Genomic DNA, 14,387 nt, shown 5'->3' with positions numbered 1-14,387 from the left:
AAATGATGAGGACACCGCGGGTTTCGCGGGTCGCGGCCACCGTGGTCGCCGCAGGCCTGCTCGGGGGATCGATCATCACCGGCCTCGCGGACGCCGCGCCGGGAATCGCCTTCGGCCGTTGTCCGGAGGGTGCGGTGCCCGCCGATCGGGGTGTGCGGTGCGCCGTCGTCAGCGTGCCGATGAACTACGCCGACCCGGATGGGCCCACGATCGAGCTGACCGTCAGCCGGATCGCCGCCACGGGCGAGCGCGAAGGTGTCCTGTTCGCCAACCCCGGCGGTCCCGGCGCGGACGCGCTGGACTACTGGGCGCGCCGGGTGGAGATATTCCCCGCCGGGCTCGCCGAGCACTACGACCGGATCGCCGTCCAGCCGCGCGGTCTGCGCTGGGCCACGCCGCTGGAATGCGGCGCGAGCACGAAGAACGAGCAAGGCCGGCAGGTCTCGCTCGGCGGCGGCAATCGCGACGAGATCAAGAAGGCCTGTGACGCGGCGCAGCCCGGTTACCTGGACGCCATCACCACCGAGAACACCGCCCGCGACATCGACGCCGTGCGCGCCGCGCTCGGGCTGGAGCGGATCGGTTACCTGGGCACGTCCTACGGCACCTATCTCGGCGCGGTGTACGCGGCGCTGTTCGGCGACCGGGTGGAACGGATGGTTTTGGACTCCAACGTCAACCCGGATTGGGTGTGGACCGAGGAGTTCGCCCAGCAGCAGGTCGCGGGCAAACAGCGCCTGGACGACTTGTTCGCCTGGATCGCCGAACACGACGACGAATACCACCTCGGCGACACCGCTTTGCAGGTCTATCGCAACTGGGTCCGGTTGGCGGCGGCCCAGGGCGGCGGCTGGTACGCCAACCTCACCCCGCCGCCCGCGAGCGTCGGCGACCTGCCCGGCGCGCTGCCCGAGCCGCTGGCCGAGATCGCCAGGGACGGCTACACCGGCAGCGTCGAGCAGCTCGGCAAACTGCAGAACCTGTTGCGCACCTTGGTCAGCGGCGGCGTCTCCGCGCAGGTGCCGTTGCTCGGCGCGACCACCGTGGCCACCTATACCCGCACCTTCTGGCCGGTCTTCGCCCGCGCGATGGCCGACGCAGCGGCCGATCCGGCGAACGTGCAGCGCCTGCGGGCCATCGAGGGCGCGACCTCGACCGACCCCACCGGGCGGTTCGTGTTCAGCGCGATCACCTGCAACGAGAACGCCGTGCCAGGCAGGCCGGAACTGCTCGGCGCCGCGGCAGGCACCATAGCCTCGGGCGGCAACGCCATGGACGCGCGCGCCGATCTGGTGCGCTCGGGAATGGCCTGCGGTTCCTGGAAACCCGTGACCAAGCCGGTGCCGATCACCGGTGCGGGGCTGCGCACCCCGCCGCTGGTGTTGCAGAGCCGTCACGACGCGCTGACCAAATACGAAGGCGGCCCGGCCATGGCGGCGGTGCTGGGCGGCACGCTGGTCGTCGTGGACGGCGGCGACCACGGCACGTTCGGTCGCGGCAATCCGGCGGTGGACGAGGCCGTGCTCACCTACCTGCGCACCGGGAAGGTCGACATCACCCGGGCCGACCAGGCTCCGCTGCCCGCAAGCTGAGCGTGCCGTACGGCGGGTTCGTGGAGCCGAGGAAGTCGAACGCCGCAGCGGAACCAGCCGCCCCGTCAGCGGCATCTGGAGTGCGGGTCCGGATGCTCGTGACCGCACCCCGGCCGTTCACGAAGCGGATGTGTCGTGTGGCCGGTCGTGCAGTGTTCGAGGATGGCGGATGACGAGTGCGGCGGCGATCGGTGTGCGGCGCGCCGGTCAGTCCGACCGGGCGCCGCCATGTGGAGGGTCGGGTTGTCCGCCGGAGGGCACCGCAGGCATCCGCAGGTGGTGTCCGGCGTACCGGTCTGGACGCGTGTCGTCCCCCGGCCGTGCCGCGCAGGTGCCGCGGTGTGGCCGGTCAGGGTCGCATCCGTCGATGAGGGTGCCGGTCTGGACGCTGATGAGCGCCCTCAGGGTTCGTGGGCGGAAGTGTCGTGGTGCGGCCGATCCGGTGGCGTCCGAGAATGTGGGGATGACACCCGCTGCGCGAGTGATCCTCGCTCCGGACAAGTTCAAGGGGTCGCTGGCCGCGCCGGAGGTGGCGGCGGCCCTTGCGGCGGGATTGCACCGGAGCGCGCCGGATGCCGAGATCCGGCAGGTGCCGGTCGCCGACGGGGGTGACGGCACGGTCGAGGCGTTCGTCGCGGCAGGTTGGACGCGGGTGGAGTTGACGGCGCCGGGGCCGACCGGGGTACCGCGCCGGACGGCCTATGCCCGGTACGGCAGGACCGCTGTGGTCGAACTGGCCGCCGTGGTCGGGCTGGCGGGCTTGCCAGGGGGACGGCCGGACCCCTTGGGCGCGAGCACATATGGGCTCGGCGTGGTCCTGGCGCATGCCATGGAGCACGGCGCGACCGAGATCGTGCTCGGCCTGGGCGGCAGTGCCTCCACCGACGGCGGCGCGGGCATGTTGCAGGCCCTCGGCGTCCGCATCCTGGATGCCGACGGGCGGGAATTGCCGTGCGGCGGAGCGTCTTTGGTTCACGCGGTACGGCTGGACCGCTCCGGCCTGCACCCCGATGTCGCCGGTGCGACCTTCACGCTGGCCTGCGACGTCGACAATCCGCTGCTCGGGCCGACCGGCGCGAGTGCGGTCTACGGGCCGCAGAAGGGCGCCGGACCGGCCGAACTCGACGTCCTCGAATCGGCGCTCACCACCTGGGCCGAACTCGTCGGCCCCGAGTACGCGCGGCTTCCGGGCGCGGGCGCGGCGGGCGGTACCGGTTTCGGTGCGCTCGCCGTGCTGGACGGGCGGGTGCGCAGCGGCATCGAGGTCGTGCTCGAATTGCTGGATTTTCCCGCCCTACTCGCCACCGCCACCCTCGTGGTCACCGGTGAGGGATCGCTCGACCAACAGAGCTTGCACGGCAAAGCACCGGTCGGCGTATGTACGGCCGCTCGTAAGGCGGACGTCCCGGTGGTCGCCGTGGCGGGCCGCACGCTGCTCGCACCCGACGAGATCCGGGCCGCGGGCTTCGCGGCCAGCTATGCGCTCGCCGATCTGGAACCCGATCCGGACCGCTCGATGGCGGACGCGGCGGCACTGCTCGAACGCGTCGGCGGGCGGATCGCCGCCGAGTGGCTGGATTAGCTCGGACGCCAGAAGGTCTACGGGGGACTCGTCCGGTGCCGATCGGCCCATCTTCGGCTGGTCGGCTCGCTGCCGCCGGAAGATCTACGGGGAGTTCGTCCGGCGCCGTTTGCCCCATTTTCGGCTGGTCGGTTCGTCGCCGCCGGAAGGTCTGCGGGGAGTTCGTCCGGTACCGATCGCCCCCTTCTCGGTCGGATCAGCTCGCCGACGCCAGGAGATTCGCGGACAGCTCGTGCCGGTGCCGGTCGCCCCACTCCTCGAGCGGACGCAGTGCTACGGCCAGCTCCTCGCCGAGCGGCGTCAGCGAGTACTCGACCCGCGGCGGGACCTCGGGATAGACCTCCCGGTGCACGACGCCACTGGACTCCAGGTGCCGCAGGTTCTCGGCGAGGACCTTCTCGCTGACCCCGTCGAGCAGCCTGCGGATCTGGCCGAAGCGCTGCGGGCCGGTGCCGAGCACCCACATCAGGTGCATCTTCCACTTGCCGCCGACGACATCGATCGCGACCGTCATGCCACACACTTCGTGATCCGCGTCACTGCTCATGCCCATCGCGCTCCTCTGACCTCGTTTCGGACCTCGAGGTAAGCAACCGCACCTCGACGTTCGGTCTTCCCGACTCTACCTGCGGGAACGACCATGAATCCCGGCGCCGAAGCAAGTAACCGACGAGAACCGAAGGGACACATCATGTCCGAGCAGACCACCGCCCACGCCGTCTCCGTCGTCGGCCTCGGGCCGATGGGACAGGCGATGGTCCGGGCCTTCCTGGACGCGGGCGTCGAGGTGACGGTGTGGAACCGCAGCCCCGAAAAGGTCGACGCCATGGTCGAACTCGGCGCGAAGCGCGCCGCGACCGTCGCCGACGCGCTGGACGCGAACGAGGTCACCGTGCTCAGCCTCACCCACTACGCGGCCATGTACGACGTGCTGGGCCAGGCGACCGGCCACCTGAAAGGCAAGGTGATCGCGAACCTGTCCTCCGATTCGCCGGAGAAGGCGCGCGAGGGCGCGCAGTGGGTTCGCTCGCACGGCGCCGAATTCATCTCCGGGGGTGTCATGTCGGCGGGGGACAACATCACGCACCCGGCGTCCTACATCTTCTACAGCGGCCCGCGTGAGGTGTTCGACGCGCACGCCGAGTTGTTGCGCCCATTGAGCCCGCAGGAATACCTCGGCGCGGACGACGGCCTCGCGCAGGTCTTCTACCAGGGACTCCTGACCATCTTCCATCCCTGGCTGCTCGCCTTCGACCAGGCCACCGCGATGATCGATCGCTCCGGCCACGACATCGCCGCGTTCGTCCCGTTCGCGATCCGCTCGGCCGCCGCGTTCCCGTACTTCATGGAGGAGTTCTCGGTCGCCAACCAGAACGGCGGCTGGGCCTCCCTGGCCAGTCTGAAGATGATGGACGCGGGCGCACAGCACGTCATCGACGCGAGTGAGGAAGTCGGCATCGACGCCGTCCTCTCGCACACCGCCCAGGGGCTCTGGCGCAAGGCCGTAGCCGCGAGCGAGCAGGCGGGCAACCCGATCTCCACCTACGCCCTCCTCCGCGGCGACGCCTGACCCTCGTACACCCCGCCTCGCAGAGCCGTTTCCCGTACGCCCAGCCATGCGGGGACCCAATCGGCTCTGCGAGGCGTTTCTGATCAGCGGCACGCGGTGGAGGGAGCTACTCGCGAAATGCCGCGCTCATGTGCCGTTGATCATGAACCTCGAGTTGGGCGGGGAACTACGGAGAGCAGTGCTCTTGACTTTGCAGCACACTTCGTGGAACACTTCTCTCTATAGAGAGCAGTGCTCACAACAAGGAGTAGTCATGGACCTCAGCACCCGCTACCTCGGCCCCGCCGGATTCGACGCGATCTTCAACCGGTTCGCCAACCTGCTGCCCAAGCTCGGCATCAGTGTGATGGGGTCGCGACTGCTCGCGGTGCGCGGGCGCAAGAGCGGGGAATGGCGCACCACGATGGTCAACCTGATGGTGCGGGAGGACGGTGAGCGCTTCCTCGTCGCGCCGCGCGGGCACACGCAGTGGGTGCGCAACCTGCGCGTGGCGGGTGGGGGCGAGTTGCGGCTCGGCCGCAAGGTGGAGACGTTCACCGCCACCGAGGTGGCCGATGCCGACAAGGTGCCGCTGCTGCGCCTCTACCTGCGGAAGTGGGGCTGGGAGGTCGGCAGGTTCTTCGAGGGCGTGACCAAGGACGCCACCGACGAGGAACTCGCCGCCATCGCTCCCGGGTTCCCGGTTTTCCAGCTGCGGTGAGCTCAGGCCGAACGGGCCAGGAATTCGATGGCGGCGGCGTAACCCTGGATGCCCATCCCCGCGACCACCGCGGTCGCGATGGGAGAGATGTAGGAGTGGTGCCGGAACTCCTCGCGGGCGTGCACATTGCTGATGTGCACCTCGACGATGGGGAGTTCCGGAATCACCAGCGCGTCCCGTAGCGAAACCGAGGTGTGGGTGAGCCCACCGGGATTGATCACGATGCCCGACTCGGCGCCGCGCGCCTGGTGGATGCGATCGATGAGGGCGCCTTCGGAGTTGGACTGGAAGGCGACGATCTCCCGGTCGAATCTCGCGGCGGTCCGCCTGCACAACTCCACGACGTCCTCGAGCGTGGCCGACCCGTACACCTCCGGTTGCCTGGTGCCGAGCATGTTGAGGTTCGGGCCGTTCAGAACCAGGATCGGGCCCGGCGTCGCGGTCACAGCCATGCACGGCAAGATACCGCGCCGGACCACGCCGTTCGGACCGGACCCGACCGGCTACAACCCCTGCGGACCTTCCGAGCGCAGGTCGTCGACCTTGCGCATGGCTTCGCGCAGTTCCTCCAGCCACGCTTCCGCGTGCTGGCCCGCCAGCTTCACCGTCCAGGCCAGCGCGTCGGCGCGGGAACGGGCGACACCCGCGTCGACCAGCGTGTCGAGTACCTTGCGCTCCGGCTGGCGCAGCCGGGTCATGACGGGCACGGCCAGGTGGGTGAACATGATCCGTTCCCCGTCCACCGACACGCCCCAGGCCACATTGCGCCGGTAGCGGTGCTGCGCCTCGTTCGCGATCTGCATGCGGGCGGGGCGGGTCGACTCGCGGAACCGGGCGACCGCGCCCTCCTTGGTCGCGCGCGGCACTTCTTCGGCCGGGGTGTCGGCGTCGTCGGTCTCCGGCGTCTTCTCCGGTTGCGGGATCGCCAGCTCGCCGATGACGACGATCTCGTCCCGATCGACCTCGATCACCGGCGGGCCGGTGAACCACTCACTCGGCAATCTTCCGGCGAACCAATCGGGGACGTCTGACGGGTCCGGCAGGTCGGCCTGCTGCCAGCCACCCGTTCGCCCGAAACCTCGGCCGCGGTGTGCGTTTCTCATGACGAGTCACCTACTTACTATGCTGCGGTGCTTTCACTGATTACAAGATTACGTCGTAATCGAGCGATCGGAGTTCCGCTGTACGCGAACGAGGGTCCGATTGCTTCGTTCCGCACCTTTCGGGGTATTTATTGATTCGAAACGTCGACCGCGGGGGTAACCGCGCGACTTTTCGGGAAGGCCGGTACGGTAGCGGCGCCGGTTGCCGCCGAGCGGCCGGGCGATGATCATGAAAGGCCCCCCGAGATGCAAGATCCCGGGGCACAATTGGGATGCTGAGCATGGGTAACGTCCTCGCTACGGAGGCATCGCGGTCTGGTCTTTTTCGGGTACGGTGGTCTTGTTACTGGAGTGACAAGAGTGAAGAGTGGGCGACATGGACGTGTGGGGATCCCGCCGCTTTCGTGTTCGCGGCGCAATGGCACTCATGGGGGTGGCGGCGCTCGCGCTCGGGATCGGGTCGTGCGGGATACACGAGAAGCAGAACGAAGCCGAAGCGGTCGTGGAGCGCTTCACCGATCTGCTCGACGATCAGGACTACACCAAGGCGGCAGACCTGACGTCGTACCCCACCGCGGCCACAGCAACCCTCAAGCAAATGTTCACCGGGTTGCAGGGCGCGAAGGTCGACTACCGCAAGACCCAGTTCATCGGTCTGGACCCGCAGTCCGCGATCTTCAGCATGGACGTCGAGTGGAACTTCGGCGAGCGGAAGACCTGGAACTACAGCCTCGAGGGCAATGTGCGCAAGCTGGCCATCGGCTGGCGGATCTCCTGGGAGCCCGCGGTCGTGATGCCGCAGCTCGCGCACAACCGAACGGTGCAGCTGGTGCGCACCTACCCGACGCCCCCGCCGAAGGTCAACGACATCGCGGGCGCGCCGCTGATGACCGAGCAGACCATCAACGTGGTCAAGCTCGATCCCGGCAAGATGCCCGACCCGGTCGCGTCGACCGACGCGCTCGCCAAGGCCATCGAGCCGGTCGCCCCGCTGATCACCGGCCCGTCGCTGATGCAGCAGCTGGCCACCTCGCAGGGCAAGCCGATCGTCGCGGTGAACCTGCGCGAGGGTGACTTCGAGATCCTGGAACCGCGGATGGCGCCGATTCCCGGCGTGGTGCTGGAGAAGCAGCCGCGGCTGATCTCCGCCGACCGCCGGGTCTGGTCACCGATGCTCGACGCGCTGCGCAAAGTGCAGCAGGAAAGCCAGGAGGCGCATTCCGGCTGGGGTGTCCAGCTGTTCGAACAGGACGGACGGTTCATCACCCAGCTCGCCGGGCAGCAGGGTCCGCCGGGACCGGACATCGCGGGCACCATGGACCAGCGTTTGCAGCGTGCCGCCGAGGACGCGGTGGTCAGCGTGGCCACCCAGGCCTCGATCGTGGCGATACAGCCGTCCACCGGGGCGGTGGTGGCGGCCGCGCAGAACAGCCAGGCCAGTGAGCACGGCTCGGTGGCATTCACCGGGTTGTATCCGGTGGGCGGCAACATGGAGCTGTTCCGGGCCGTCGCGGCCTCGGCGAAGGCGAAGGCGCCACAGGACGTCTCGGTACAGGACGCGGCAGAGGCGGCGACCGCACTCGGCGTCGGCATCGACTTCAAAGTGCCCGGCCTCGACGAGGTGACCGGCCGCCTGGCCGTCGCGGGACGCAGTGCCGAGCAGGTACTGCAAGGCGGCGGTTCGGACGCCGTGCTGGCCAGCCCGTTCGGCATGGCCATCGCCGCGGCCGCGATCGTGCGGGGAGCGGTGCCGCCGCCGATGATCGAGGCAGGCCGCCCGAGCACCACCGATGCCCCGCTCGACCCGCTGCCGCCGCAGACCGCCGACCGGCTGCGCGCCATGCTGCGCGACGCCACCAACGCGCCGGAGCTGGCCGGCGTGCGCCGCTACCGAGACGTCGACGCGTTCGCCGCGACCGCGGGTCCGGACGGGTGGCTGATCGGGGCGATGGGCGACCTGGTCTTCGCCGTCCACATCAACGATGTGGACAGCAAGGACGCGACCGCTCGGATGGCGGCCAGGATGTTGCAGGCACTGGCGACGCCGGAGCCGTGATCAGCGCACGGCTTCGTACACCGCGCGCCAGCCGAGCAGGAACACCGCGAGCACCACGCCGGCCACCAGCACGAAGCTGACCGCCGTGCCCTGACCACCGACCACGCGCAGCAGCATGCCCCCGATCAGGGTGCAAGCCCAGATCACGACACCGGCCGGCCACAGGGCGGTGATGTCGCCCGCGGCGGCGCGCCACCTGAGCGCCACGACGACGAGCCAGCCCGCGATCAGACCCGTCGCGAACGGCCACACGGTGCGCAGCAGGCCGGTGAGCACCGCCTCGTCGTGGCTGCGCCTGCCGATAGCGCAGAAGACGACGACGAGCAGCGCATCGACCACGAAGGGCAGCAGTTTCCTCACGCGGGCCAGCGTAACGGGGCCTCCGAAGACCAGCGCGCGGGCTGACCTGTCACAGCCGCCGCTGCTCGAATTCCTTCTCGAACTCTTCGTCGTCGGCCTCACGGGTGCGGAACAGGAACCCGAACACGATCCAGCCGACGATCGCGACCAGGACGAAACTCACCATCCGATACACGAACGCCGCGGCGACCGCCTGCGCGGCGGGCAGGCCCGCGGCGGCGGTGAGACCGTAGATCAGCGTCGCGTCGACGTAGACGATGCCGCCCGGCGCGAACGGGATGGATCCCACCGCCTTGCCCACGGCGAACGCGAGCAACAGACCGGCGATGCGCGGATCGGCGCCCACCGCGTAACAGGCCGCACCGAGGCAGGCCACGTCGGCGAAACGGTGCATCAGCGCCCAGAGCGCAACCAAGAGGCCGTCGCGCTTGCCGAGGTCAACCGATTCCAGTTGGCCGAGCACGTCCGCGATCTTGTCCGCCCCCTGCCCCGGTGGCCGTTTGCGCACCCGGTTGACCAGTGCGAGCAGCCTGCGTGCCAGCGCCTCGAGCGAACCGGGATCGCGCGATATGTGATTGCCCGCCCACACCAGCGCGACGACGGCGGCCAGCGAGAGGATCAGATTGAGCGGACCCACTCGCCCGCCCGACAGCAGCGTGCCGCCGACCCCGAGCAGCGCCAGGCCCACTGCCGCGACCACGCCGGAGAACACCAGCTGCCACGAGGCGACGATCGGACTGGCGCCCCAGCGCCTGGTCTGCCGGTAGGTGAACGCGGTGGAGAACACCTGGCCCGCGGGCAAGGTCACCGACATCGCCGTCGCACCGTAGACCACCGCGACGGATTTCCGTTGACTCACCGCGACGCCGCCCGCGTTGAGCAGCTGCTTCTGCACCCGGGCGAAGCCGCTCATGGACAGTGCCTGAAGCCAGATCGAGGCGGCCAGCCAACCCCAGTGGATCTCGGTGAGCTTGCGCCAGGACTCGTGCAGGCGCGGCCAGAGGTACACGCCCTCGGCGATCAGCAGGGCCAGCAGGGCGGCGCCGAGCACCCACTTCAGCCAGCGGAATCTGCCACGGCGGGAACCCGCCGTGGGCGGCGGCGCAGGATCCCCTGCCAGTTCCCCGTCGGCCGTCACGCGGTCAGCCTAACGAACGCGCCGTTTCGGCATCGGTAGCGTCGGGCGCGTCGGCCTGTTCTCGGGGCCAGGCCAGCAGCGTTTTCCTGCGTCTTCCGCGCAGCTGCACCTCGTCGCCGGTTTCCCACTGGTCCTGCTCGCTTTCCTCGGCGAAATACAGCGCGCTACCCGAGGCCAGCGTTCGGCCGGGACGTTCTTTGGCCAGCTCGGTGAGCCGGGATGCCTCGTTGACCGGATCTCCGATCACCGTGTACTCGAAGCGGTTGGCCGCGCCGATGTTCCCCGCGACGGCCAGGCCGGCCGAGACACCGATACCGATGTCGAGGCCGGGGACTTCCCGGAGGGTTTCGCGCAGTTCGCGCGCGGCGGCGAGCGCGGCGGTCGGCGCGTCCGGGCGGTCCAGCGGCGCCCCGAAAATGGCCAGCGCCGCGTCGCCGACGAATTTGTTCACGAAGCCGTGGTGGCGGTGGATCACGTCGACCACGATGCGGAAGAACTCGTTGAGCAGGCTCACCACCTCGGTGGGCGGCCGCTCGGCGGCGGCGGCGGTGGAGCCGACCATGTCGACGAACAGCACCGCGACGAAGCGGGTCTCGCCGCCGAGTTCGGTGCCGTAGTCCAGCGCCCGCTGCGCCACCTCCTCGCCGACGTGCTGACCGAACAGCTCCTGGAGCTGGCGACGCTTGGCGGCCTCCTCCATCATCCGGTTGAAGCCCACCTGTAGCAGCCCGATCTCACTGCCGTCGAAGACCTCGACCTGCACGTCGCGCGCCCCGGCCTGCACCCGGTCGATGGCTTGGCTGAGCTGGCGCACCGGGTCGGAGATGCTCGAACCGGTGAGCATGGACAGCGCGAGCGCCTGCATGATCACCACGCCGCACAGCAGCAGGATGGAGATGGCGAGCGACTGCGCGGAGAACTTCACCTCCGAGGAGATCTGGGTGACGCACAGCAGCACGATCGCGATGGTGGGCGCGAAGGTGCCCATGCCCCAGGTCATCGCCATCCTGGTGCCGACGCCCGGGGTCAGGGTGTGGTCGAAGGTGCCCTCGGTCAGCGCCTGGGCCGCGACCGGGCGCAGAATGCGTTCGCCCAGCATGTAGGTGAAACCGAACACGATGGTCGCGGCCATGCACTCGGTGATGATGACCGCGCCTGCCAGCGCGGGAGTGTCCTTGATGATCAGCGTGGCCAGCACCGCGCCGCCGATCAGCCACAGCGCGAGATGCAGGATCGCCTGGCGCAGCGGCGCGTGCAGCGCGGCCATCTGCTCCTGGCGGCTCGGCGGCCCGCCGCGCATCTGCCAGCGCATCACCGGGCGCAGCATCAGCGCGGAGGCGGCCATGCTGAGCAGGCCGCCCGCCACGAAGACCGCGCCGGGGATCAGCAGGCCGGTGCGCCTGGCACCGGAGGGCTCGCCCTCGGGGACGGGTAGCCCGTACTGGATGAACGCCCACACCAGAACCGCGCCGAAAGCGTTCGCCAGCAGCATCGATGTCAGGTACAGCGGCCAGCGCGTTCGCATGGTCTGTTTGACCGCTTCCAGAGGCGCCGACACGGGGTCCAATCTAGCGTTTCGATCATGTCGGCATGTCCGCGGCGCTGCGGGGCGGTCGCGGCGCCGGTGATCGCGGACAGGGTGCGGCCGGGCCGGTTAGGCGTACCTCCGCCTTCGCTCCGGCCATGCGCCGGCTCGAGACGGACTACGTCCGGCAGCAGACATTAGGCTCACGGAGGTGACCGACCCGAAGCCAAGTCCAGAGCGGAAAATCACGCTGTCACGGAACGCCGCGGAGACGGTGCACCCGATCGTCCGGGTGTCGGCGGAGTGGGGCTGGCGGCTGCTGGTGCTGTTCGCGCTGGCGATCGCGGCGGCGGCGATCGTGCAGAAACTGGCGACCGTGGTGATTCCGCTCGCCATCGGGCTGCTGGCGGCGGCTCTGCTCGCACCGCTGGTGGACTGGATGCAGCGCTTGGGCGTGCCGCGCGCGGTGGGCGTCTTCGTGGCGCTGGTCGGGTCGATCGGTGTGGTCGCCGGCATCATGACCTTCGTCGTCGAACAGTTCGTCGCCGGTGTGCCGGAGCTGTCGAACAAGTTCACCGACAGCATCCACCAGATCCAGGACTGGCTGATCAACGGCAGGCTGCACCTGAGCAACGAGCAGATCCGCAACGTGGGCGACGCCGCCGTCAAGGCGATCCAGTCCAATCAGGACAGCCTGACCAGCGGTGCGCTCACCACCGCCACCGTGATCGGCGAGTTGCTGACCGGCACCTTCCTGACGCTGTTCATCCTCATCTTCTTCCTCTACGGCGGCGATCAGATCTGGGAATTCGTCACCAGGATCGTGCCGACCGACCACCGCGAGCGGGTCCGCACCGCCGGACAGCTCGGGTTCGGCACGCTGGTCGGATTCGTCCGCGCGACCGTCGTGGTCGCCGCGGTGGACGCCATCGGCATCGGCGCCGGACTGGCCATTCTCGGGGTGCCCTTGGCGCTCCCGCTGGCCTCGCTGGTGTTCATCGGCGCGTTCATCCCGATCATCGGCGCGTTCCTGGCCGGGTTCATCGCCGTGTTCATCGCGTTGGTGACCAAAGGTCTGGTCACCGCGCTGATCGTGCTCGGCATCATCATCGCGGTGATGCAGCTCGAGGGTCACGTGCTGCAACCGCTGCTGCTCGGGCGGGCGGTGAGCATCCATCCGCTGGCCGTGGTGCTGGCGATCACGGCGGGCGTGGTGATCGGCGGGATCGCGGGCGGTCTGCTCGCGGTGCCGTTCGTCGCGGTGATGAACACCGCGATCCGGTCGTTGCTCGACGGACCGGAGGAGTTGTACGAGGAACTACAGACCGGCGACGATCATCGCGGGCTGTATCAAGCCGAACCCGATCACCCCGATCCCGGCCGGTTCGACGTGGCCGCGACGCTGATGGAGGCGACCCGGAAGCGGGCGGAGGCGATGAAGGCCGCGCAGGAGAAGGTGGAATCCGATGACGGCGCGCAAGCCGGCGACGGCACGGCGCAGGCCTGAGCTGCGCTCGGCCGACGTGGCGACCACACCGCTGTGGCGGGCCGCGCAGGCGCTGCGGCTGGTCACGCTGCTGTACGCGGTCGGACAGCAGATCGCCTCGGTGCCGTACTACACGAATCAGCGGTTGAGCTGGGTGCTCGTCGCCCTGATGGCGGTGTGGTCGGGTGCGTCGGCGATCATGTTGTCGCAGTGGCATTTCCCCGAGGTGGCCAGGCTGCGTGTCTGGGTGGTGATCGGCGACCACGTCGTCGTGATCGGGTTGATGGCCGCTACTCGCCTGGTCGCCGATTACGGCTGGTATCACGGACATCAGACGCTGCCGACCACGCTGTGGGCGACCAACGCCGTGATCGGGGCGGCGATCCTGCGCGGCCCGTTCGCCGGTGTGCTGTCCGGAGCCCTGATCGCCGCGGTGGCACTGACGGTGCGCGACCAGTGGGGTGAGGACGTGTGGACGGACGCGACGGTGCCGGTGCTCGTCTCGGTGGGTCTGGCGCTCGGCTTGGCCGCCAACACCGCCCGCCGCGCCCAAGACCAGCTGGAACAAGCGGTGCGCCTGACCGCGGCGGCCGAGGAGCGCGAACGGCTCTCCCGCGAGGTGCACGACGGGGTGTTGCAAGTACTCAGCTACATCAAGCGTCGCGGTAGCGAGATCGGCGGGCCCACGGAGGAATTGGCGTTGCGAGCCGGTGAGCAGGAGGTGGCGCTGCGCGTGTTGATCACCGAGCAGGCCGATCACCGGGACGCGGGGGGCGCCGAGGTCGACCTGCGGCCCCTGCTGACCGCGCAATCCACCCCCGCGGTGTCGGTGTCCACGCCCGGCGAGCCGGTGCGGGTCGGCCGCTGGATGGCGAACGAGATCGCCTCGGCCGTGGCCACGGCGCTGTCCAATGTGGAACTGCACGCGGGGCCGGACGCGAGAGCCTATGTCCTACTGGAGGACACCGGCGACGAACTGGTGATCAGTGTGCGCGACGATGGCGTCGGCATCCCGCCGGGGCGGCTGGCCGAGGCGGAAGCCGAAGGGCGCATGGGGGTCTCCCGATCGATCGTCGGCCGGATCGCGGCCCTCGGCGGCAGCGCGGACCTGCTCACCGAGATCGACGGCGGGGTCGGGTTCGGTACCGAATGGGAATTCCGGGTGCCCAGAGGAGCGAGCGAGGCGCAGGCATGAGCGAGCGCAGCGAGTGAACAATGGACACAGCCGAGCATTCGCTCGTGCCGGAGCCGAGCGTCAGCGAGGCGCAGGCATGA

At 69.3% G+C, this 14,387-nt stretch carries 13 protein-coding genes; 7 read left to right on the top strand and 6 right to left on the bottom strand.

Going from position 1 to position 14,387, the window contains the following annotated elements; all coding sequences use genetic code 11:
- Positions 1-2: 2 nt before the first annotated feature.
- Positions 3-1,592, top strand: a complete 1,590-nt coding sequence (locus NG1_RS20325) for an alpha/beta hydrolase (protein ID WP_062973092.1) — start codon at positions 3-5, stop codon at positions 1,590-1,592.
- Positions 1,593-2,055: 463 nt separating this feature from the next.
- On the top strand, positions 2,056-3,174 hold the full coding sequence (locus NG1_RS20320) for a glycerate kinase (protein WP_062973090.1): 1,119 nt from the start codon (positions 2,056-2,058) through the stop codon (positions 3,172-3,174).
- 196 nt (positions 3,175-3,370) lie between these two features.
- Here the strand turns inward: NG1_RS20320 and NG1_RS20315 are convergent, their stop codons facing one another.
- Positions 3,371-3,727, bottom strand: coding sequence for a winged helix-turn-helix transcriptional regulator (locus tag NG1_RS20315; RefSeq protein WP_040871095.1), 357 nt, complete (start codon positions 3,725-3,727; stop codon positions 3,371-3,373).
- Between the two features lie 138 nt (positions 3,728-3,865).
- On the opposite strand from NG1_RS20315, the gene NG1_RS20310 reads away from it, so the two are divergent.
- Positions 3,866-4,744, top strand: a complete 879-nt coding sequence (locus tag NG1_RS20310; protein WP_062973088.1) for an NAD(P)-dependent oxidoreductase — start codon at positions 3,866-3,868, stop codon at positions 4,742-4,744.
- A gap of 253 nt (positions 4,745-4,997) precedes the next feature.
- Positions 4,998-5,444 carry a nitroreductase family deazaflavin-dependent oxidoreductase gene (locus NG1_RS20305; protein ID WP_062973086.1) on the top strand — a complete coding sequence of 149 codons (447 nt, stop codon included), beginning with the start codon at positions 4,998-5,000 and terminating at the stop codon, positions 5,442-5,444.
- 2 nt (positions 5,445-5,446) lie between these two features.
- Here the strand turns inward: NG1_RS20305 and aroQ are convergent, their stop codons facing one another.
- The gene (gene aroQ / locus NG1_RS20300; protein ID WP_062973084.1) at positions 5,447-5,896 is read right to left on the bottom strand and encodes a type II 3-dehydroquinate dehydratase; all 450 of its coding nucleotides are present in this window, start codon (positions 5,894-5,896) and stop codon (positions 5,447-5,449) included.
- 51 nt (positions 5,897-5,947) lie between these two features.
- The gene (gene abmR / locus NG1_RS20295; RefSeq protein WP_062973082.1) at positions 5,948-6,547 is read right to left on the bottom strand and encodes an ATP-binding transcription factor AbmR; all 600 of its coding nucleotides are present in this window, start codon (positions 6,545-6,547) and stop codon (positions 5,948-5,950) included.
- Between the two features lie 376 nt (positions 6,548-6,923).
- On the opposite strand from abmR, the gene NG1_RS20290 reads away from it, so the two are divergent.
- Complete coding sequence (locus NG1_RS20290; protein WP_245659967.1) at positions 6,924-8,603, top strand: NTF2-like N-terminal transpeptidase domain-containing protein; 1,680 nt, start codon at positions 6,924-6,926, stop codon at positions 8,601-8,603.
- Here the strand turns inward: NG1_RS20290 and NG1_RS20285 are convergent, their stop codons facing one another.
- From NG1_RS20285 to NG1_RS20275, 3 genes are read right to left on the bottom strand one after another with little or no spacing between them, the layout of a single operon-like run.
- Positions 8,604-8,963, bottom strand: coding sequence for a DUF3054 domain-containing protein (locus NG1_RS20285; RefSeq protein WP_062973078.1), 360 nt, complete (start codon positions 8,961-8,963; stop codon positions 8,604-8,606).
- 49 nt (positions 8,964-9,012) lie between these two features.
- Positions 9,013-10,101, bottom strand: coding sequence for a lysylphosphatidylglycerol synthase transmembrane domain-containing protein (locus NG1_RS20280; RefSeq protein WP_062973076.1), 1,089 nt, complete (start codon positions 10,099-10,101; stop codon positions 9,013-9,015).
- A gap of 4 nt (positions 10,102-10,105) precedes the next feature.
- A complete protein-coding gene (locus NG1_RS20275; protein ID WP_174315372.1) occupies positions 10,106-11,626 on the bottom strand; it encodes an adenylate/guanylate cyclase domain-containing protein in 1,521 nt (506 codons plus the stop codon).
- Between the two features lie 211 nt (positions 11,627-11,837).
- Here NG1_RS20275 and NG1_RS20270 point away from each other — a divergent pair, with 211 nt between their 5' ends.
- Positions 11,838-13,133 carry an AI-2E family transporter gene (locus NG1_RS20270; RefSeq protein WP_084499053.1) on the top strand — a complete coding sequence of 432 codons (1,296 nt, stop codon included), beginning with the start codon at positions 11,838-11,840 and terminating at the stop codon, positions 13,131-13,133.
- Positions 13,093-14,307, top strand: coding sequence for a MacS family sensor histidine kinase (gene macS, locus NG1_RS20265; RefSeq protein ID WP_062973074.1), 1,215 nt, complete (start codon positions 13,093-13,095; stop codon positions 14,305-14,307). Before NG1_RS20270 ends, macS begins: the two co-directional genes overlap by 41 nt.
- Positions 14,308-14,387: the final 80 nt, after the last annotated feature.

The organism is Nocardia gamkensis NBRC 108242, from assembly GCF_001612985.1.
GTDB lineage: Bacteria > Actinomycetota > Actinomycetes > Mycobacteriales > Mycobacteriaceae > Nocardia > Nocardia gamkensis.
This window is presented reverse-complemented; position numbering and strand designations above follow the sequence as displayed.